Genomic DNA, 19,992 nt, shown 5'->3' on the forward strand with positions numbered 1-19,992 from the left:
GCGATTGGTGCAGGGCGCCAGTGCATCAGAAGATGCCCAGGAATTTCTTCTTCTGGCTCTTATTTTCGCGGGCATTGCCCTTGCCGGCTTCATCCTTGGCCGTGGTGCCGCGGCCGACATCGTCGCGGGGCTTGCCGCCCTTGGTGCGCTGGGCGGCGGCCGTCGCGCCGGCAAGGACCGGACCGCAGGCGGCGCTCTTCGCATCCCCGACATCGACGAAGGCAAGCACCGAGGCAAGCGGCGTGGCGGCTATGCCGAGCGCCGCCGCCGCGCCGCCGCGCGCGACCAGTTCGGGGCTGATCACATCGATGCCCGGCCTGGCGAAATATCCGGTGATGCCGACAGGCGACTGACCCGAGAACAGGCTGAACTTCTTGCCGTCGGCGCGGAAGGCGAGGTCCAGGCTTTCGTTGCGGAAGGAGAAGCCGCCCCGGCCCAGCATCACATTCTTGCGCGTGTCGATGATGATCGGATCGGCGGCGGCCACGCCGTTGCGCACGGTGAAGGCGATCAGGCCGCAATTGATCTCCACCGGGTCCTTCAGCTTCTTCTGGAACATCTTGGTGATGAAGGTGCCGATGTCGAGTTCCGCCAGTTGGACGTTGCGCGCCCACATGGAGCCCGCCGGCAGGATCACGGCGATGCGACCGTTGGACGTGCTGAGCGAATCGTGCAGCGTGTTGCCGAGGCCGGTCATCTGGACGCGCGCCTTGATCGTGCCGGTGGTGCCGGATTCCTCCACGCCCCAGCGGGAAAGCAGCTTGCCCATAGGTGTGGGCGACAGTCGGATGTCGTAGCTGGTGCGAACGGGTTCTGTCCGGGCATTGATGCTGATGTCGGAACTGACATGACCGCCCGACATGTCGAACGTCAGCGGCGACAGCCTGAGCAGGCTGCGGTCGAGCGAAAGCGTCAGGCCGATATTGGACACCGGCAGATTGTTGGCGCGGACCCGGCGGACATCATAGCGGACGCGCGCATCGAAATTGCGCAGCGCCTCCACCCGCAGCGGCGCGTCGGGCAGGACGCGCGGCGTGCCGCCCACCGTCTGGATCGCGCCCGCCTTGCCCTGCCTCTCCAGCCGCTGGGGGTCATAGCCGATGAAGGGGCCGACATCGACGATGTCGAGGCTTTGGGTGGCGAGGTCGGCCTTCAGCAGCAGGCGATCGTCGGGCAGGGACACGGTCATGCGCCCCGCCAGATCGCTGTCGCCGAAACGGCCCTTGAGATGGGTGAACCGCCACTCCTCGCCAGCCTTGGTCAGCGCGGAGGTGAAGCGATAGGCGCGCGTTTCGGGAATGGCGACGCCCAGGAAATCGAACAGCCGCGCAAGATTGGGGCCATGGGTGAGCAGGCGCAGGTCCGCCCCCTCGATCTCGGTCGCGCCGGGAAGCGTGCCGCTGACCTCCAGCACGGTCGCGCCAGCCTCGGCCCGGAGGGCAAGCCTGTTCCGGCCGCCCGTCACCGTCTGGTTGGGCGAGAGCAGGCCGCCGCGCAGCCTGAAGGGGCGGCCCCGCATCGTGCCGGTGCCGGAAAAGCGCACGTCGCTGGCAAAGCGGGTGTCCTGCGCCTTCACCGTCTCGAATCCGATGTCGGCGTCAAGCTGCATGCGGGGGTCGCGATAGCGCAGCGTCGTACCGGCCAGGAGGGCGCGGCGGATCAACGGCAGGTTGAGCGGCTCGCCCTTCCTGTCGGGATCACCGAAGGTCCATGTGTTGCTCCTGCCGTCGCGCGACCATTCCAGATCGGCGGCGGCATTGCGCAGTTCGAGCCAGCGGACCTTGTACTTGTCCCCGAAGAGAAGGCTGAGGGGCGCGATCCGGCTATCGATCAGGTCGGCGCGGAAAAAGGCGGGCCGGCTGGCCCAGGGCGTATTGGCGACGGCGATATGCTCGGCGCGGAACTTGATCGTGATGGGGTCGAAATAGAGCTGGAAGTCGCCGCCGACGCGCACGGGGCGTTCAAGGCGGTTGCCGAGCATCCGTTCGAAGGGATGCTTGAGGAAGCGGCCCTTGGTGATGAAGAGCATGAGCCAGAGCGCGAAGAGAATGCCGACGATCCAGAGCAGGATGCGCACCGGCAGGGGGAGCCTTCGCCAGCCCTCTCTGGCGCGCTGAACATAATGGCCCGTGCCGCGGGGGCGCGGCATTTCGCTTGTCGGCCTATCCGGCCGATCGGGGCTTGCCGGCATGTCCGGCCGGAGGGGATCGGCGTCGGCCATGGCGGTTCAACGCCGATCCGCCTTTTTGGGTCCGAATCGCTTGCGTTCGGGGATGCTTCCGACTATGGGCCGCCCTTCGCGATATTTGGAAGGACCGCCCGGCTAACTAGGGCTGCCGTGGCTGTCCGTAATCGTCGCGCTTTGAAAAGGAGACGAAAATGCCCAAGCTCAAGACCAAGAGCGGTGTGAAGAAGCGCTTCAAGTTCACCGCTTCCGGCAAGGTCAAGCACGGCGTCGCTGGCAAGCGTCACCGCCTGATCAGCCACAATGCGAAATATATCCGCCAGAATCGCGGCACCTCGGTCATGTCCGACGCCGACGTGGCCCATGTGCGCCTCTGGGCGCCCTATGGCCTGAAGTAAGGGAGGGCTGACCAATGGCACGTGTCAAGCGTGGTACGACCACCAAGGCGAAGCATAAGAGGATATTGGATCAGGCGAAGGGCTATTATGGCCGTCGCAAGAACACGATCCGCATCGCCCGTCAGGCCGTCGAAAAGGCCGGCCAGTACGCCTATCGCGACCGCAAGGTCAAGAAGCGGACCTTCCGTGGCCTGTGGATCCAGCGCATCAACGCCGGTGTCCGCGCCGAGGGCCTGACTTATTCGCAGTTCATGCACGGCCTGAAGCTGGCCGGCGTAGATCTGGACCGCAAGGTCCTGGCCGACATTGCGATGCACGAAGGCGAGGCGTTTAGCGCCATCATCGCCCAGGCGAAGGCTGCGCTGCCCGCGGCCTGAGCTTAGAACGGTCGCAAGATCGTCCAAAGGGGCGCCGGGGCAGATGCCTTCGGCGCCCTTTTTGATTGGCGTGAACCCCCATCTCCGCTCACCCTGGGCGAAGTCGAAGGTTCTGCTGAGCCGCAGGCGAACGGTTTCGCCAGGCTCAAGCGCTGCTTCGGCTTCGCTCAGCCCGAACGGTATTGAAGGAATATCCCTCATGTCGCTGCATGTCTGGTGGCTTTATGTCACGGCGGTTTTCCTGATCTCGGCCACGCCGGGACCGAACATGCTGCATGTGATGACGCAGAGCATTCATCATGGCCCGCGTCGGGCGCTTGCCACCATGGCCGGGCTGATGAGCGCGATCCTGCTGTGCCTGATCGCCTCCGCGCTCGGGCTGGGGGCGTTGCTGAAAGCCTCTCCGCGCCTGTTCGACGGGTTGCGCTATGCAGGTGTCGCCTATCTGATCTGGCTGGGCGTCAAGGCCTGGCGCGCGCCGGTGGGTGAAGCAGGCGAGGTGGGCGCCACGCGGGCGCGGTCGCTGCGGGCGCTCTATGGCACCGGGTTGCTGACCGGCCTCAGCAATCCCAAGCTCATCATCTTCGCGGCCGCGCTGTTTCCGCAGTTCATCGATACCGATCGGCCCTTTGCGGTGCAGCTGGGCATATTGGTGGCGAGCTTCGTCGCCATCGAATTCGGCTGGCAGTGCGTCTATGCGCTGGGGGGCATGAAGCTCGCCCGCTGGCTGGCGCCCGCGAACCGGCAGCGGTTGTTCAACCGGGGAACGGGGCTGATGTTCATCGGCTTCGGCGGGGCGTTGCTGGGCGCGCGGGCGTAAGTCCCCGCTTTTCCACCTCGTCATTCCCGCGAAAGCGGGAACCCATCTCCGGAGCCAGCCGTGACACGCGACTTCGATCCGACGGTCTACATTCTTGCCAGTCACAAAAATGGCACGCTGTATATCGGAGTCACATCAAATCTCGTCCAACGGATATATCAGCACCGTTCCGGCTTGATTGAGGGCTTCACAAAGGATTACGGCGTGCACCGGCTGGTCTGGTTCGAGAGCGGCGGCTCGATGGAAGAGACGATCCGACGTGAAAAGCAGATCAAGAAATGGAACAGGCAATGGAAGATCGGCCTGATCGGACGGGAGAATCCCGATTGGCGGGATTTGGCGATCGATTTCGGGTTCGATCCATTGAAGAGTCGGCGCATCGTCAAGGCGTCAGGTGATTGGAACAGGGTGGGAAATGGATTCCCGCCTCCGCGGGAATGACGAAGATTATGACTGAGATTGCCAATCTGAAAGCCGGCCTGATCGCGGATATTGCCGCCGCCGACACGCTCGACGCGCTGGAGGCGCTGCGGGTCGGCGCCTTGGGCAAGAATGGCGTGGTCACGGGGTTGCTCAAGACGCTGGGCCCGATGAGCCCGGAGGAGCGGCTCGAGAAAGGCCCCCCGATCCAGGATTTGCGGGAGAGCGTGACGGCGGCGCTGGCGGAAAGGAAGGCGGCGCTGGAGCAGGCGGCGCTCGATGCGAAGCTCGCGGCCGAGAAGATCGACATGACCCTGCCCGCCGACACCGGTCCACAGGGGTCCGTGCATCCGGTCAGCCAGGTGATGGACGAACTGGCGGAGATTTTCGCCGATCTGGGCTTCTCCGTGGCGACGGGGCCGGAGATCGAGGACGACTGGCATAATTTCACCGCGCTCAACATTCCGGAGACGCATCCGGCGCGGGCGATGCACGACACTTTCTACTTCCCCGACACCACCGATGGGAATGGGGACGGGAAGAAGATGCTGCTGCGCACCCACACCTCCCCAGTGCAGATCCGGACCATGATGAACGGCGAACCGCCGATCCGCATCATCGCGCCGGGCCGCGTCTATCGGTCGGACAGCGACGCGACGCATACGCCGATGTTCCATCAGATCGAGGGGCTGGTGATCGACAAGGGCATCACGCTCGGTCATCTCAAATGGACGCTGGAGACTTTCCTGAAGGCCTTTTTCGAGCGCGACGACATCGTCCTGCGCCTGCGGCCCAGCTATTTCCCCTTCACCGAACCTTCGGTGGAGGTCGACGTCGGATATACGCTGGTGAACGGCCAGCGGGTGATCGGGGGCGACGGCGACGCGCCGGGCGGCGGCTGGCTGGAGGTGCTGGGCAGCGGCATGGTGAACCGGCGGGTGATCGAGGCCTGCGGGCTCGATCCGGATGAATGGCAGGGCTTTGCCTTCGGGACGGGCGTCGACCGGCTCGCCATGTTGAAATATGGGATGAACGACTTGCGCGCTTTCTTCGACGGCGATCTGCGCTGGCTGAAACATTATGGCTTTTCGGCGCTGGATGTGCCCACTTTGAGCGGGGGAGTGGGCGCATGAAGTTCACGCTGAGCTGGCTCAAGACGCATCTTAATAGCGATGCGGACCTGCCGACGATCCTCAAGGGGCTGACGAACATCGGTCTTGAGGTCGAGGGCGTGGAGAATCCGGCCGAGAAGCTGGGCGCCTTCCGCATTGCGAAGGTGCTGACGGCGGAGCGTCATCCGCAGGCGGACAAGCTGCAGGTGCTGACCGTGGATGCGGGCGACGGCCCGTTGCAGGTGGTCTGCGGCGCTCCCAATGCGCGGGCCGGGCTGGTCGGCGTGTTCGGGACCGAGGGCGCGGTGGTGCCGGTCAACGGCATGGTGCTGAAAAAGACCGCCATTCGCGGCGTCGAATCCAACGGCATGATGTGCTCGTTCCGGGAGCTGGAACTGGGCGAGGATCATGACGGGATCATCGAACTCAGCGCCGATGCGCCGGTGGGACGGGTCTATGCGGAATGGGCGGGGCTGGACGATCCGGTCATCGACGTGTCGATCACGCCCAACCGGCAGGACTGCATGGGCGTGCGCGGCATCGCGCGCGACCTGGCGGCGGCGGGGCTGGGCACGCTGAACGCGCTGATCGTGCCGACGATCGAGGCGGCGGGGCCCGGGCCGGACGTGCGGATCGAGGATGCGGAGGGCTGCCCCGCCTTCTTCGCCCGGACGGTGCGCGGCGTGAAGAACGGCAGTTCGCCCGAATGGATGGCGAAGCAGTTGAAGGCCATCGGGCAGAAGCCGATCAGCACGCTGGTCGACATCACCAATTACATCATGATCGATCTGGGCCGGCCGCTGCACGTCTATGACATGGCGACGCTGAAGGGCGGGCTGGTGGCGCGGCGCGGCAGGCCGGGCGAGCAGGTGCTGGCGCTGAACGGCAAGACCTACACGGTCGATGAGAGCATGACCGTGATCGCCGACGACGAAGCGGTGCACGACATTGGCGGCATCATGGGCGGCGAGCATTCGGGCGCCACGGAAGCCACGACCGACGTGCTGATCGAATGCGCCTATTTCACGCCGGAACGGATCGCGATGACGGGGCAGAAGCTGGGGCTGACCAGCGACGCGCGCGGACGGTTCGAGCGTGGGGTGGACCCGGCCTTCCTGGACGACGGCCTGTCGATAGCGACCTATCTGGTGACGCATCTCTGCGGCGGCAGCGCCAGCGAGGCGACGCGCGCCGGCAGTCCGCCGCTGGCCGTGAAGACCGTGACCTACGATCCGGCGCAATGCCTGGCGCTTGCCGGCGTCGACGTCGCGGATTCGGAGCAGAAACGCATTCTTGAAAGCCTGGGATTCGAGGTGGAAGGCAATGACGCCACCTTCGAATATCAGGACGGCGTGCCGGTCACGACCCCTGCCACATGGACCGTGACGGTGCCGAGCTGGCGGCGTGATGTCGACGGCTGGCCCGACATCGTCGAGGAGGTGGTGCGCATCGTAGGGCTGGATCAGGTGCCCTCCACCCCCCTGCCCCGCGCCCCCGGCGTCGCCAAGCCGACCGCCACGCCGGAACAGGCCATCGAACGGCGCGTGCGCCGGACGGCGGCGGCGCGTGGGCTGGCCGAAGCGGTCAACTGGTCCTTCATTTCGGAGAAGGAGGCCGCTGCCGTCGGCGGCGGGGCATGGACCCTCGCCAACCCGATTTCGGAGGATCTGAAGGTCATGCGCCCCTCCCTGCTGCCCGGCCTGCTTTCGGCCACGCGGCGGAATGTGGACCGCGGCGCGGCTTCGGTGCGGTTGTTCGAACTGGGCCGCCGCTATCTGGCGGACAAGGAGCGGCCGACCGTCGGCTTCGTGCTGGCGGGCGAGAAGGTGGCGCGGGGCTGGCAGACCGGGAAGGCGCAGCCCTTCTCCGCCTTCGACGCCAAGGGCGAGGCGATCGCGCTGCTCACCGCCGCGGGCGCGCCCGTCGCCAATCTCCAGAGCTTCGGCGAGGCGTCGGGCGCCTATCATCCGGGCCAGTCGGGCACGTTGCGGCTGGGGCCGAAAACGGTTCTGGCGGAGTTCGGCGTGCTGCATCCCAGCCTCGCCAGGCAGTTCGGGCTGACCGGCGCGGCGGTCGCGGGCGAGATCTTCCTCGACGCGATCCCCGCCCGACGGGCCAGCGGCTTCATGCGCCCGCCCTATGCGCCGCCAGCCTTGCAGGCGGTGAAACGCGATTTCGCGTTCCTCGTCGATCAGACTGTCGAAGCCGACGCATTGGTCCGTGCGGTCAGGAACGCGGACAAGAAAGCGATCGTTGACGCGCGGCTGTTCGACGTCTTCGTCGGCCCCGGCGTGGATGAGGGCAAGAAGAGCCTTGCCGTCGAGATCACGCTGCAACCCGGCGACAAGAGCTTTTCCCAGGAAGAGCTGGACGCGATCAGCGCGGCCGTGGTGAAGGCGGCGGAAAAGCTGGGCGGCACTCTGCGGGGATGAGGCTGTTCGCCGGGATCGAGGGGAAAGCGCGGCTTGCCGGTCTCTTCCTTCTCGGCGGCATGGCGGCGCGCGGCGTGGGTGAGGCCATGATCCGCGCCGCTCTGGTCGTGCCCGGTTCCGGGCGGGAAACGGCGCGGAACATAAAGGACTTTCCCTGGGCCTATCGCGCGGCGGAGGCGACCGATCTGGCGATGGCCTGCGCCATGCTGGGGGCGACCGTACTGCTTTATGCGCTGTTCGCGCCGGGCGGGAGGCATGTTGCGCGGATGGCGGCTTTGCTTTCCGTCATCGGCATTGCGGCGCTGGGGGCAGGCAGCCTTCTCTCCATCGCGCTGCTCATCCTGCTGGACGGGGCGCCGCATCCGGGCATCGGCATGGCGCAGACCTATTCGCTCGTGGAACTGACGCTGCTGCTGCGGGATCAGGTTCAGCACGTCGCACGCATCTTCCTGGGGCTGTATCTGCTGCTGATCGGTCTGCTGGCTTTCCGCTCGCGGCGGTTTCCCCGCCCATTGGGCGCGGCGCTGATGTTCGGCGGCGCGGTACAAGCGGTGGCGCGCCTGATAGCGCTGATCGCGCCGGATCTGGCCGACGCGACGGTGATTCAGGCGGACATCGTGGCGGTGCTGGCGGAGGCTGTCTTCGCGCTATGGCTTATTTTTTCGGCTCGTCGGCCTTTTCCTGCGCCGTCGGCGGCGGACTCATGATCTTGCAACCCTTGGCGTCGGCCAGGCCGCGCAAATAGCCGCGCCGGGCTATGCCGGCGGTGACGGCGGCTTCCAGACGACGCTCGGCAGGGGCGGCGCCGCTGATCTCGCGCACCAGGCCGCGAAAGGGGATGATCGAATTGACGATCGTCTTGCCGACCGCTTCGGCTATCTTGCCGGTGCGGTTCTCATTCGCCTTCTGCCCCACGGTGAAGTCGGGGCCAAGCACCGCGTTGAGTTCGTCGAGCGAAGTCTTGAGCGCCTTGCAGCTCCGCACGGGCGGGCGCTTATAGGGGTCTTCGACCGCCTGTTGGAGCACATCGGGAATCTTGTCCTTGTCGATGCCGACATCCCGCGCGGGCTGGGTCGCGATGGTGCCCGCCTTCTTCAACGTGTCGTCCTTCTTCTCCTGTTCCTGCGCCAGAGCGCCCGTCGAACAGAGCAGCAGCGCAGCCACGCCGATCCATTTCATCCGATTTCTCCCTGCTGCTTCTTCAACCCCTTGAGACTGGGCGTGGTTCCGCGCCGGCCTGGCCGCTCCGGACTCTTTCTTTTCCGCGATTTCCTGACCGGCGGTCGGTTCCGGTCGCCGGGAAATCGCTCTATGCCGGACGGCAAGGGAGATTGCAGCATATGGCGGACGAATTCATCACCATCGGTTCAGGCGATCTGAGCGCCGTCGTCAACCCGCTGGGGGCGGAGCTCTGGTCGGTGAAGGACCGGCAGGGGCGCGAATTGATGACCGATGCGGACCCGCGCTGGTGGACGGGACACGCGCCGTTGCTCTTCCCCTTTGTCGGGCGATCGCGCGGGGATGCCTATCGCTTCGAGGGGCGGGATTACGCGATGCCGCAGCATGGCTTTGCGCGGCGCAGGGCTTTCGCGCTGGTGGAGCGGAGCGGCGAGGCCGTGACCTTCCGGCTGGAGGCGGATGCGGAGACGCGGGCGGTCTATCCCTTCGACTTCCGGCTGGACATGCGCTTCGCGGTCGAGGGAGCGGCGCTGCGGATGAAGGCGACGGTGGCCAATATCGGCGAGGGCGACCTGCCCTTCTCCTTCGGCTATCATCCTGCCTTTGCATGGCCGCTGCCCTATGGCGGGGCGGCGGAGGATCACCGGGTGCTGTTCGAGAAGGCGGAACCCGCGCCGATCCGCAAGGTGGGGGACGAGCCGGGCCTGATCGCGCGGGAAAGCATTGCTTCACCCGTGGATGGCCAGGTGCTGGTGCCCACCCATGCGATGTTTGAGGGCGACGCGCTGGTCTGGGACCGGCTGGAGAGCCGCAGCCTGTTCTGGGGCGTGCCGGGCGGCAAGGGGCTGAGGATCGATTTTCCCGATACGCCCTGGCTGGGGCTGTGGCAGAAGCCGGGGGCGCATTATCTTTGCGTGGAACCCTGGGCGGGGATGGCCGATCCGGTGGGTTTTACCGGAGATGTTTGGGAGAAGCAGGGGATCATGCGGCTGGCGCCGGGGAAGGAACGGACCTTCCAGATGGACGTGACGGTGGTGGGCGGCTGAATTCGAGTTGCCTTCCAAAAACGGCCTTACTGGCGTGGCGGCAAAGAATCGCTATATGGGCCGCCCATGAGCATTCCTTCCCGCCGTACCTTCGCCATCATCTCGCACCCTGACGCGGGCAAGACCACGCTGACCGAGAAGCTGCTGCTGGAAGGCGGCGCGATCCATCTGGCGGGGGAGGTCAAGGCGCGCGGGGCGAACCGGCGCGCGCGGTCCGACTGGATGAAGATCGAGCAGCAGCGCGGCATTTCCGTGACCAGCTCCGTCATGACCTTCGAACGCGACGGGGTGACGTTCAACCTGCTCGACACGCCGGGGCACGAGGATTTTTCCGAGGACACCTATCGCACGCTGACGGCGGTGGACTCGGCCGTGATGGTGATCGACGCCGCCAAGGGCATCGAGCCGCAGACGCGCAAGCTGTTCGAGGTGTGCCGGCTGCGCAACGTCCCCATCATCACCTTCGTCAACAAGGTGGATCGTGAAGGGCGCGACGCCTTCGCCCTGCTGGATGAAGTGGCGGACGCGCTGGCGCTGGACGTGTGTCCGATGAGCTGGCCGGTCGGCATGGGCGGCGAGTTCGAGGGGATTTACGACTTCGCCCGGAACCGCCTGCGCCAGCCTTCGGGCGCGAGCAAGGAATTTGAGGGGAAGGAAGCCTCCTTCTCCGGCATCGACGATGATGCTCTGGCTGGCCATCTGTCCGGACAGGGGCTGGCGCGGCTGCGGGAGGAGGCGGAACTGGCTGTGGGCGGCTATGCCGATTTCGACCTTACCGCCTATCGCCATGGCGACCTGACGCCGGTCTATTTCGGGTCGGCGCTCAAGCTGTTCGGCGTGACCGAACTGATCGACGCGCTGGCCGCCCATGCGCCGCCGCCGCGTGCGCAGCCCGCCGAGCCCGCGCCCGTAGAGCCGGAGAATAGCGAAGTCACCGGCTTCATCTTCAAGGTCCAGGCCAATATGGACCCGCAGCATCGCGACCGGATCGCCTTCATGCGGCTCTGTTCGGGCAAGTTCCGGCGGGGCATGAAGCTGACGCCAAGCGGCAGCGGCAAGCCGATCGCCGTGCATTCCCCGATCCTCTTCTTCGCGCAGGACCGCGAGATTGCGGACGAGGCCTTTCCGGGCGACATCATCGGCATTCCCAACCATGGGACGCTGCGCGTCGGCGATACGCTGAGCGAGAAGGCCGGGGTCCGCTTCACCGGCCTGCCGAACTTCGCGCCTGAAATCCTGCGGCGCGTGGCGCTGAAGGACCCGACCAAGACGAAGCAGCTCCGCAAGGCGCTGGATGACCTGTCCGAAGAGGGCGTGATCCAGGTCTTCTATCCGGAAATCGGGTCGAACTGGATCGTCGGCGTGGTCGGGCAGTTGCAGCTCGACGTGCTGATCTCCCGACTGGAGGCGGAATATAAGGTCGCGGCCGGGCTGGAGGCTTCGCCCTTCGACACGGCGCGATGGATTTCGGGGGACGACGCCGCGATCAGGGACCTGGTGTCGTTCAACGGCGCCAATATGGCCAAGGATCGCGACGGCAACCTCGTCTTCATGGCGAAGAGCGCCTGGGACATCGGCTATCAGCAGGAGCGGCACCCCAAGGTCAAGTTCAGCGCGACCAAGGAGCGTTGAACGGGGTACGGCCGAATTTGGCCAATCCAAGACATTCCCCTCCCGCAGGCGGGAGGGGTTAGGGGTGGGTGCGAGCGCAGCGAGCTTCTGACTTAGCCGTTGCAAAACAGCGCAGGTGCCGCGCCAGCTCACCCCCTAGCCCCCTCCCGCCTGCGGGAGGGGGAATGTCCTGATTCCACCCCTCCCGCTCACCGCCGCAGCAGGAACACCGCATGTTCCGCGAACAGATTGGCGTTCGCATGGGTGGTTTCCCGGTCGCCCTTCAGGAACCATTGGCCGTCTATGGTCCAGCCGCGATCCTTCACCAGGGCGCGGAAATCGTCGACCGTGACATGGTGGATGTTGAGCGTATCGTACCATGTGTCGGGCAGCAGGCGCGTCACCGGCATGCGCCCGCCCCAGAACAGCGACAGCCGCCCGCGCCAATGGGCGAAATTGGGGAAGGATACGAAGGCCTGACGGCCAATGCGCAGCAGTTCCTCCACCACGCGGTCCGGGCGTCGGGTGGTCTGGAGCGTCTGGCTCAAGATCGCATAGTCGAAGCTGGCTTCGGGATAAGTGACAAGGTCGGTGTCGGCGTCCCCCTGCACCACCGAAAGTCCCCGGCCAACGGCGGCGGCGACATTGTGCGGGTCGATTTCAAGGCCGCGCGCGTCGACCCGTTTGGTGTCGCGCAGAGCCGCCATCAGCGCGCCGTCGCCGCAGCCCACGTCCAGCACCCGCGCGCCGGGGGTCACGGTACGGGCGATCAGGGCGAGGTCGGGACGCAGGCTCATGCGCGGCCGCCCTTCAGGAAGCCGTCCACCACCCGGTTCAGTTCCGGGCATTCCAGCAGGAAGGCGTCATGGCCGAACGGGCTGGAGAGTTCGACGAAGCTCGCCTGCGCGCCGCCGGCATTGAGCGCGTGGACGATCAGGCGGGATTCCGCCGTGGGATAGAGCCAGTCCGTGTCGAAGCTGACGAGGCAGAAACGCGCCCTGGATGCCGTAAAGGCCTTGGCAAGGCTGCCGCCATGATCCTCCGCAATGTCATAATAGTCCATGGCGCGGGTGATGTAGAGATAGCTGTTGGCGTCGAACCGCTCGACGAAGCTCAGCCCCTGGTGGCGCAGATAGGATTCCACCTGGAAATCGGCGTCGAAGCCGAAGGTCTTGGACCCATTCGGGTTTTCCGGGCGCCCCTGAAGACGACGCCCGAATTTCTCCGTGAGGCCCGCTTCGGAAAGATAGGTGATGTGCGCGGCCATGCGCGCCACCGCCAGGCCCGCGCTGGGGATCGCGCCGTCCGCATAATAGTCGCCGCCGCGCCAGTTGGGGTCGGCCATGATCGCCTGCCGCCCGACTTCGTGGAAGGCGATGTTCTGGGCGCTGTGTCGCGCCGTAGAGGCGATGACGACGCAGCTTTCGACACGTTCCGGATAAAGGGTGGGCCAGATCAGCGCCTGCATGCCGCCCATGGAACCGCCGATCACGGCATGAAGCCGGTCCACGCCCAGATGATCGAGCAGCATCGCCTGGGCGCGGACCATGTCGGCGATGGTGATCACCGGAAAGCGCATCGCATGGGGATCGCCGGTCGCGGGGTCCAGGCTGGCAGGCCCGCTGGAGCCCATGCAACTGCCGATGACATTGGCGCAGACGATGAAATGACGGGCGGGGTCGACCGGCTTCCCCTCCCCCACCAGCCGCCACCACCAACCGGGCTTGCCGGTGACGGGATGGTCCGACGCGACATATTGGTCGCCGGTCAGCGCGTGGCAGATGAGGATGACGTTGGAACGGTCCGCGTTCATCCGCCCGTAGGTTTCATAGGCGATGTCCACCGGCCCCAGCACGGCTCCGCTGTCCAGCCGCAGCGGGCCGGGCAGCCGCGCCTGCCGGCGCAGGCCGAAACGGGTGTCATCGGGAAAGGACGCGCTGGCCATATCGGTTCGGGCTAGGACCGGGGCCGGGCTCTGTCAATCGGCCCTTCCTTCGCCTAGATGACGGGCATGACCGACCATTCTTCCATCCCTATCCTCACCTATGGCCCGCTCTATCCCTATCTGGACGATGGGCTGGCACGGCGCTTTGCCGTTCACGCCCTTGCGGCGGATGCCGATCCGGATGCGCTGCCGCCCGAAGCGCGGGAGGCACGGGCGCTGGTATCCTTCGGATCGGTCGGCGCCTCCGCGGCGATCATGGACGCCTTGCCGAAGCTGGAGATGATCGGGCTGTTTTCGGTTGGCTATGACAAGGTCGATGTCGATCATGCACGGGCAAAGGGCATCCGCGTCACCAATACGCCGGACGTGCTGACCGATGACGTGGCCGACCTGGCGGTGGGGCTGCTCTATGCGACGGTGCGCAATATCGCGGCCAATGACCGGATGGTGCGGGCCGGGGATTGGGCGCGGGGCGTGAAGCCGCCGCTGTGCGGGCGCGTGACGGGCAAGCGGATCGGGATTTTGGGACTGGGCCGGATCGGGCGCGCCATCGCCCGGCGGCTGGAGCCGGTGGCGGGGGAGATTATCTACCACAGCCGGCGGGCGGTGGCGGATACGACCTGTCGCTATGTGGCCGATCCGCTGGATTTCGCGCGGCAGAGCGATGTCGTCATTGTCGCGACCTCCGGCGGGCCGGAGGCGCGCGGGCTGGTCGATGCGGCGATGCTGGATGCGCTGGGCCCCGAGGGCGTGATCATCAACATCAGCCGGGGCAGCGTGATCGATGAGGACGCGCTGGTGGCGGCGCTGGGGGAAAGACGCATCGCGGGCGCGGGTCTCGACGTGTTCGCGAACGAGCCGCATGTGCCGGAAGCCCTGTTGGCGATGGATCATGTGGTGCTGCAACCGCATCAGGGCAGCGCGACCGTCGAGACGCGCAAGGCGATGGCCGATCTGGTGCTGACCAATCTGGATGCCTGGGCGGCGGGCGAACCCCTGCTGACGCCCGTGGTGTGAGGAGCGGGCGCCCGCATCCAAGCGCTTTGCGTTTCGCTTCGATGACGCTAAAGCGCGGCGCATGACAAAGCCTGCCCCCAAAGACTGGATCCTCGGCATTTCGCCCTATGTTCCCGGCAAGTCGGCCGCCGATGACGGGCGACCGCTGGTGAAGCTGTCCGCCAATGAAAATCCGCTGGGCACCGGGGAAGCGGCGCGGGCCGCTCTGGTGGCGGCAACGGCGGATCTGGCGACCTATCCCGATCCCGGCGCGGCCAGGCTGCGCGAGGCGATCGCGGCGGCGCATGGGCTGGACCCGGCGCGGGTGATCTACGGCACCGGGTCGGACGAATTGCTGCACATCGCGGCGAGCGCCTATGCCGGGCCGGGGGATGAGGTGCTCTACGTCCGCTACGGCTTTTCGGTGTACGACATCGCGGCGCGGCGCGTGGGGGCGACGCCGGTCATCGCGCCGGACGCCGATTATGCGACCGATGTGGATGCGCTGCTCGCGGCGGTGACGGAGAAGACCAAGGTCGTCTTCCTCGCCAATCCCAACAACCCGACCGGCACCATGACGTCGCGGGAAGAGATTGCGCGGCTGCATGCCGGTCTGCGGCCCGACATATTGTTCGTGCTGGATCAGGCCTATGCCGAATATCTGGACGCGGACGAGGATGATGGCGGGCTGGAACTGGCGGAGAATGCCGCCAATATGTTCGTGACCCGGACATTTTCGAAGATTTACGGGCTTGCCGCCGAGCGGATCGGCTGGGGCTATGCCAGCGCCGAGGTGATCGACGTGCTGCACCGCATCCGCGCGCCGTTCAACGTGACGACGGCCGGGCAGGCCGCTGCGGTGGCGGCGATCGAGGACGCCGCCTGGGTCGAGGCGAGCCGGGTGCATAACCGGCAATGGCGCGAATGGCTGGCGGGCGAGATCGCCGCGCTGTCCAACCATGGGCTGCGCGCCGTGCCGAGCAAGGCGAATTTCCTGCTCATCCTGTTCGACGGCCGGCTGACGGCCGAGGCGGCGATGAAGGGCCTGTGGGACGAAGGCTTCGCCACCCGCTGGCTGCCGGGGCAGGGTCTGCCCAACGGTCTGCGCATCACCATCGGCACCGAGGATCAGATGCGCAAGGTCGCGGCCAAGCTGCGCGCCATGGCGGAAGCGGCCTGATGCTGCCATTCTCGCGCGTCACGATCATTGGGCTGGGCCTGATCGGCTCCTCGCTGGCGCGGGCGATCCGCGAAGCCATGCCGACCGTTCGGGTGACGGGCCATGATGCCGATGCCGGCGTGCGGGAGATCGCGCGGGCCATCGATCTGTGCGACGACGTGACCGATACGGCGGGCGCTTCGGTGACGGATGCCGATCTGGTCGTGCTGTGCGTGCCGGTGCGGGCCATGGGCGCGGCGGCGGCGGAGATTGCCGACGATCTGCCTGCGGAGGCGATCATCAGCGATGTCGGCTCCTGCAAGGCCGATGTGCTGGCGCAGTTGAACATTGCCTTGCCGGGGCGCACGGTCATTCCCGCCCATCCCGTCGCGGGCACGGAGAATAGCGGGCCGGAAGCGGGCTTCGCCTCCCTGTTCCGGGGCCGCTGGTGCATCGTGACGCCGCCCGCCGACGCCGATCCGGCGGCGGTCGAGCGCGTGTCGGAGCTGTGGCGGCGCGTCGGCGCGGATGTCGAGACGATGGACCCGGCGCATCACGATCTGGTGCTGGCGGTGACCAGCCATTTGCCGCACCTCATCGCCTATACCATCGTCGGCACGGCCAGCGATCTGGAGGATGTGACCCAGTCGGAAGTCATCAAATATTCCGCCGGCGGCTTCCGCGACTTCACCCGCATCGCCGCGTCCGATCCGACCATGTGGCGCGACGTGTTCCTGGCGAACAAGGATGCGGTGCTGGAGATGCTCCAGCGCTTTTCGGAGGATCTGTCGGCCTTGCAGCGGGCGATCCGCTGGAATGACGGGGATGCGCTGTTCAACCTGTTCACCCGCACGCGGGCGATCCGGCGGTCGATCATCGAACAGGGGCAGGACGATCCCAAGCCCGACTTCGGGCGTTCGCATTGAATAGCGGCGTGCGCCTGCCTTCGCAGGAGCATATCGGCCTATAAAGGCTCGTTCAGCGCATTGATGGCCGCATGGACGCGAGCTTCCGCTTCCCGTCGATCCAGGCCAGGCGGAACGATCTCGCCCACCTTGTAAGTGATCGTGCCGCTGCGCTTCATGAACTTGCCGCGAGGCGAGACGCGGCCGCTGTCGACCGCGATGGGCACGACCGGCAGGCCCAGCAGCACGTAGAGCCCCGCGAAACCGGCGCGCAAGGGCGGGCTTTCGCCATGGGGAACGCGGGTGCCTTCGGGGAAGAGGCAGATGGCGCGGCCCTCCGCCGTGGCGGCCTTGGCGGCGGCGCGCAGGGCGCGCAGCGCGCTCGCCCCGGCGCTGCGTTCGATGGGGATCAGGCCATAGCGGCGGGCGATGCCGCCCCAGAGCGGAATGTCGAACAGCTCGCGCTTGGCGGCGATGGCGGGACGATCCAGCAGGCAGAGCAGGTCGATCGTCTCGAACATCGATTCATGCTTGAGGATGTAGAGATAGGGACCGTCCTCCAGCCTTCCCTCGACCCGGACCTTCTGCCCCAGCAGCCAGCGCGCGCAGCCGCGATGAAAGCGGCTCCACGCAGTGGCGACGCGGGGAATGGAGCGGGGCGCGACCAGATTGACCGCCATGGCCGCAAGGACGAACAGCAGCGATCCCGGATAGAAGATCGACATGAAGGCGAGGGATCGCAGCGCGGTCAGCATTCCGGGTGAACCGTTCAGATACCAATAAGCGCCGCCGCCCGGCGCAGCAGATATTTATTATATTCACGCGCCAGCATGGTGAGGCTGGGGCGGCTGGGCACGGCGTCGTAGACCAGCGTGACCCGTTCGGGCAAGGCCTGCCGCAGTTCGAGCGCGGAACGCCGCATGTGCCAGTCGGTGGTGATGAGGCGCACCGTCTTGAAATCCCGCCGTTCCAGCCAGTGCGCTGTCTCTATGGCGTTGGACCGGGTGTCGATGGCTTCGCGGCCAAGCGTGATGCAACAGGAGAAGAGGCGTTCAGGCGCCTTATATTGCGCGGCCAGCTCCGCCGGGCGGACAGAGCGGTCGACGCCGGAGATCAGCATCCGCTTGGCCGCGCCGTCCTGAAGCAGGGAAAGGCCGCGGTCGATACGCCCGGCCCCGCCGGTCAGCACGACGATCGCGTCGGTCTGGCGACCGTCCAGCGGCTGGGGCAGGAAGATCGCGAACCAGGCGAAGCCCAGCATCCATCCCAACAGGGTGACGGCGATGAAGCGGACGATCACAGCAGCCGCCCCAGCGACCGCAGCACCGTCCAGCGCGCCGCGATCCGCGCCAGCAGCACGCAACCCATGGGTATCGCGGCCAGCGCGGCCCAGCTTGTCCACGGCAGCTGGACGCCGCTCAGCAGCTCCGATCCCGTCGCCAGCAGCCGCGCGCCCAGCAGCAGGATCACCAGCAATGCGCAGGCAAAGCCGAGCGCGCCCCCGAACAGCGCGTCGAGGCCGATGCGCCGCTGGAACAGCCGGGCGATCTGCACGTCGGTCGCACCCATCAGGTGCAGCACGTCGATGGTGCCGCGATGGCTGTCATGCGCGGCGCGGGCGGCGAGGACGACCACCGCGCCGGTCGCCAGCGTCATCAGCAAGACTATGCCCGCCGCCAGCCAGCCAAGCGCGGAAAGCAGATCCGCGAGCGGCGCGAGGAAGGCGGCATGGGGTTCGATGCGGGCCTTTGGCGAGAGGGCATGGAGCTGTCGGCGGAGACGCTCGACCTTCGCGTCCGTCCGGCCCGGCGTGAGTTCGATGTCGATCAGCGCCGGTATCGGCAGGTCGCCGCTGGCCGCGTCCTGCCCAAGCCAGGGACGGATCTGCTCCGCCAGCGCGGCGGACGGGACCGGACGAACGGCGCGGACGGTCGCGTCCTTGCGCAGTGCGGCGGCCATGGCGGCGCTGAGGCGCTCGCGCTGTTCGGCATTGGCTTCCACGATCTGCACCGTCGCGCGCCCGGCAAGGTCGGCGCCCATCGCCTTCACCGCCGCGCCCAGGCCCAGACCGGCGGCGGCCGACAGCACCGTCAGGAACATCATGATGGCGATGATCCAGGGCATAGGGCCGGCCACCCGCCCCTCTGGCAGCAGCCGGTGGCGCGCGGCGGCGGCGGCGCGGCGATTGCCCATGGCGCCGGGGGACGCCATCAACCGGCCGCCTGCGGTCGGGGCGGGTAGCGCAGCGATCCGGTCGGATCGGACAGACGGCCCTTGTCCAGCTTCATCATCTGCGCGCTGCCCACCTGCGCGATCAGCGGCAGGTCGTGGGTGGCGACGACGATGGTGGTGCCCAGCCGGTTGAGCGCTTCGAACAGGGTCATGAGGCGGCGGGCCATGTCGGCGTCGACATTGCCGGTCGGCTCGTCCGCCACCAGTATTTCCGGGCGGCCGATGACGGCGCGGGCGATGGCGACGCGCTGCTGTTCCCCGCCCGACAGGGTGGCGGGGCGGGCCTGGCCGCGATCGCCCAGTCCCACCCAGTTCAGCATCTCGCTGACGGGCAGGTCGATCTCGCTCTCCTCCATGCCCGCGACCCGCAGCGGCAGGGCGATATTGTCATAGACCGAGAGATGCGGGACCAGCCGGAAATCCTGGAACACCACCCCGATGCGTCGGCGGAACCCCGGCAGGCGCTTGCGGGGCAGTGTCACGACATCCTCCCCGAACAGGCGGATGACGCCGCGGCTGGGCCGCTGGGCGAGGTAGAGGAGCTTCAGCAGCGATGTCTTGCCCGCGCCCGACGCGCCGGTCAGGAAATAGAAGCCGCCGCTCGCCAGGGAGAAGCTGACGTCGGACAGCGTCTCGCTATCCAGACCATAGCGCAGGCCGACATTTTCGAACTGTACGATGGCCGACATGCGTCTATTTCAGCGCCCGCGCGCTCCCTGCTTCCCCGATGGCCTAGCCATGGCACAGCGGACGGGCGGCCGTAAAGCCCATCCGGCCTGAGTCCGCGAGTCGCGCCCGGGTGGACGGGCATGTTTGAAGCCGCTTGCCCTCGAATCCAACTCATGCCTATGAAGCGTCATGATCCTGGTGTGTCCCAATTGCGCCACGCGCTATATCGTGCCGGACAGCGCCGTCGGCCCGAACGGCCGCCAGGTTCGCTGCGCCGCCTGCAAACATAGCTGGTTCCAGGAAGGCGCCGCGCTCGCCCCGCGAGAGGAAGCATTGACGACGGCAGGCGTGCCCGAAGTCGCGGCGCCTTCCTGGAACCAGCTATGTTTGCAGGCGGCGCAGCGAACCTGGCGGCCGTTCGGGCCGACGGCGCTGTCCGGCACGATATAGCGCGTGGCGCAATTGGGACACACCAGGATCATGACGCTTCATAGGCTGTCTCTTAT

General features: G+C 66.7%; 20 protein-coding genes and 2 pseudogenes. 13 read left to right on the plus strand and 9 right to left on the minus strand.

All coding sequences use genetic code 11. From position 1 onward, the window contains the following. Positions 1 to 25: 25 nt before the first annotated feature. On the minus strand, positions 26 to 2,221 hold the full coding sequence (locus tag A0J57_RS22725; RefSeq protein WP_061939879.1) for an AsmA family protein: 2,196 nt from the start codon (positions 2,219 to 2,221) through the stop codon (positions 26 to 28). Positions 2,222 to 2,379: 158 nt separating this feature from the next. Between A0J57_RS22725 and rpmI the strand changes: the two genes are divergently transcribed. The 7 genes from rpmI to A0J57_RS22760 all read left to right on the plus strand — a co-directional run bounded on the left by rpmI (position 2,380) and on the right by A0J57_RS22760 (position 8,451). Beyond that, a complete protein-coding gene (rpmI, locus tag A0J57_RS22730; protein ID WP_007689506.1) occupies positions 2,380 to 2,583 on the plus strand; it encodes a 50S ribosomal protein L35 in 204 nt (67 codons plus the stop codon). Between the two features lie 14 nt (positions 2,584 to 2,597). Next, positions 2,598 to 2,960 (plus strand): 50S ribosomal protein L20, encoded by a 363-nt coding sequence (gene rplT, locus A0J57_RS22735; protein WP_022682430.1) that lies wholly within the window; start codon positions 2,598 to 2,600, stop codon positions 2,958 to 2,960. 199 nt (positions 2,961 to 3,159) lie between these two features. Further along, a complete protein-coding gene (locus tag A0J57_RS22740) occupies positions 3,160 to 3,780 on the plus strand; it encodes a LysE family translocator (protein ID WP_025548232.1) in 621 nt (206 codons plus the stop codon). Positions 3,781 to 3,840: 60 nt separating this feature from the next. Further along, positions 3,841 to 4,221, plus strand: coding sequence for a GIY-YIG nuclease family protein (locus A0J57_RS22745; protein ID WP_061939880.1), 381 nt, complete (start codon positions 3,841 to 3,843; stop codon positions 4,219 to 4,221). Between the two features lie 8 nt (positions 4,222 to 4,229). Continuing rightward, positions 4,230 to 5,333: a phenylalanine--tRNA ligase subunit alpha gene (pheS, locus tag A0J57_RS22750; protein WP_025548230.1), complete on the plus strand. Its 1,104-nt coding sequence runs from the start codon at positions 4,230 to 4,232 to the stop codon at positions 5,331 to 5,333. Beyond that, positions 5,330 to 7,744 carry a phenylalanine--tRNA ligase subunit beta gene (pheT, locus tag A0J57_RS22755; protein ID WP_061939882.1) on the plus strand — a complete coding sequence of 805 codons (2,415 nt, stop codon included), beginning with the start codon at positions 5,330 to 5,332 and terminating at the stop codon, positions 7,742 to 7,744. Before pheS ends, pheT begins: the two co-directional genes overlap by 4 nt. Further along, entirely contained in the window at positions 7,741 to 8,451 is a 711-nt protein-coding gene (locus tag A0J57_RS22760) for a DUF4386 domain-containing protein (protein ID WP_061939884.1), read from the plus strand. The genes pheT and A0J57_RS22760 overlap by 4 nt, the downstream gene beginning before the upstream one ends. Here the strand turns inward: A0J57_RS22760 and A0J57_RS22765 are convergent. After that, positions 8,399 to 8,923: a hypothetical protein gene (locus tag A0J57_RS22765; protein WP_061939886.1), complete on the minus strand. Its 525-nt coding sequence runs from the start codon at positions 8,921 to 8,923 to the stop codon at positions 8,399 to 8,401. The two genes, A0J57_RS22760 and A0J57_RS22765, sit on opposite strands and share 53 nt — an antisense overlap. A gap of 161 nt (positions 8,924 to 9,084) precedes the next feature. Here A0J57_RS22765 and A0J57_RS22770 point away from each other — a divergent pair, with 161 nt between their 5' ends. Both A0J57_RS22770 and A0J57_RS22775 read left to right on the plus strand, forming a co-directional pair. Next, positions 9,085 to 9,969, plus strand: a complete 885-nt coding sequence (locus A0J57_RS22770; protein WP_061939888.1) for an aldose 1-epimerase family protein — start codon at positions 9,085 to 9,087, stop codon at positions 9,967 to 9,969. A gap of 66 nt (positions 9,970 to 10,035) precedes the next feature. Next, a complete protein-coding gene (locus tag A0J57_RS22775) occupies positions 10,036 to 11,601 on the plus strand; it encodes a peptide chain release factor 3 (protein ID WP_061939890.1) in 1,566 nt (521 codons plus the stop codon). A gap of 188 nt (positions 11,602 to 11,789) precedes the next feature. Here the strand turns inward: A0J57_RS22775 and metW are convergent, their stop codons facing one another. Continuing rightward, positions 11,790 to 12,377, minus strand: coding sequence for a methionine biosynthesis protein MetW (gene metW / locus A0J57_RS22780; protein WP_044661176.1), 588 nt, complete (start codon positions 12,375 to 12,377; stop codon positions 11,790 to 11,792). Next, on the minus strand, positions 12,374 to 13,525 hold the full coding sequence (locus A0J57_RS22785; RefSeq protein ID WP_061939892.1) for a homoserine O-acetyltransferase: 1,152 nt from the start codon (positions 13,523 to 13,525) through the stop codon (positions 12,374 to 12,376). Before A0J57_RS22785 ends, metW begins: the two co-directional genes overlap by 4 nt. Before the next feature lie 57 nt (positions 13,526 to 13,582). Here A0J57_RS22785 and A0J57_RS22790 point away from each other — a divergent pair, with 57 nt between their 5' ends. From A0J57_RS22790 to A0J57_RS22800, 3 genes are all read left to right on the plus strand, one after another. After that, on the plus strand, positions 13,583 to 14,542 hold the full coding sequence (locus A0J57_RS22790) for a 2-hydroxyacid dehydrogenase (protein ID WP_061939894.1): 960 nt from the start codon (positions 13,583 to 13,585) through the stop codon (positions 14,540 to 14,542). A 61-nt stretch (positions 14,543 to 14,603) separates the two neighbouring features. After that, positions 14,604 to 15,701, plus strand: coding sequence for a histidinol-phosphate transaminase (gene hisC / locus A0J57_RS22795; protein ID WP_061939895.1), 1,098 nt, complete (start codon positions 14,604 to 14,606; stop codon positions 15,699 to 15,701). Further along, entirely contained in the window at positions 15,701 to 16,606 is a 906-nt protein-coding gene (locus A0J57_RS22800; protein WP_044661172.1) for a prephenate/arogenate dehydrogenase family protein, read from the plus strand. Before hisC ends, A0J57_RS22800 begins: the two co-directional genes overlap by 1 nt. Positions 16,607 to 16,644: 38 nt before the next feature. Here A0J57_RS22800 and A0J57_RS22805 read toward each other — a convergent pair whose 3' ends face one another. From A0J57_RS22805 to ftsE, 4 genes are read right to left on the minus strand one after another with little or no spacing between them, the layout of a single operon-like run. Beyond that, positions 16,645 to 17,340 (minus strand): 1-acyl-sn-glycerol-3-phosphate acyltransferase, encoded by a 696-nt coding sequence (locus A0J57_RS22805; RefSeq protein ID WP_061939897.1) that lies wholly within the window; start codon positions 17,338 to 17,340, stop codon positions 16,645 to 16,647. Between the two features lie 14 nt (positions 17,341 to 17,354). Then, positions 17,355 to 17,885 carry a YdcF family protein gene (locus tag A0J57_RS22810; RefSeq protein ID WP_044661170.1) on the minus strand — a complete coding sequence of 177 codons (531 nt, stop codon included), beginning with the start codon at positions 17,883 to 17,885 and terminating at the stop codon, positions 17,355 to 17,357. Further along, complete coding sequence (locus A0J57_RS22815; RefSeq protein ID WP_048577877.1) at positions 17,882 to 18,796, minus strand: ABC transporter permease; 915 nt, start codon at positions 18,794 to 18,796, stop codon at positions 17,882 to 17,884. Before A0J57_RS22815 ends, A0J57_RS22810 begins: the two co-directional genes overlap by 4 nt. Then, complete coding sequence (ftsE, locus tag A0J57_RS22820; protein ID WP_044661168.1) at positions 18,796 to 19,506, minus strand: cell division ATP-binding protein FtsE; 711 nt, start codon at positions 19,504 to 19,506, stop codon at positions 18,796 to 18,798. The genes A0J57_RS22815 and ftsE overlap by 1 nt, the downstream gene beginning before the upstream one ends. A gap of 169 nt (positions 19,507 to 19,675) precedes the next feature. Between ftsE and A0J57_RS22825 the strand changes: the two are divergent. Then, a pseudogene (locus A0J57_RS22825) lies at positions 19,676 to 19,819 on the plus strand (MJ0042-type zinc finger domain-containing protein); the annotation flags it as partial. A 29-nt stretch (positions 19,820 to 19,848) separates the two neighbouring features. Here the strand turns inward: A0J57_RS22825 and A0J57_RS25590 are convergent. Then, positions 19,849 to 19,968: pseudogene (locus A0J57_RS25590) on the minus strand (MJ0042-type zinc finger domain-containing protein); the annotation flags it as partial. Positions 19,969 to 19,992: the final 24 nt, after the last annotated feature.

Source organism: Sphingobium sp. 22B (genome assembly GCF_001580035.1).
Lineage (GTDB): Bacteria > Pseudomonadota > Alphaproteobacteria > Sphingomonadales > Sphingomonadaceae > Sphingobium > Sphingobium fuliginis.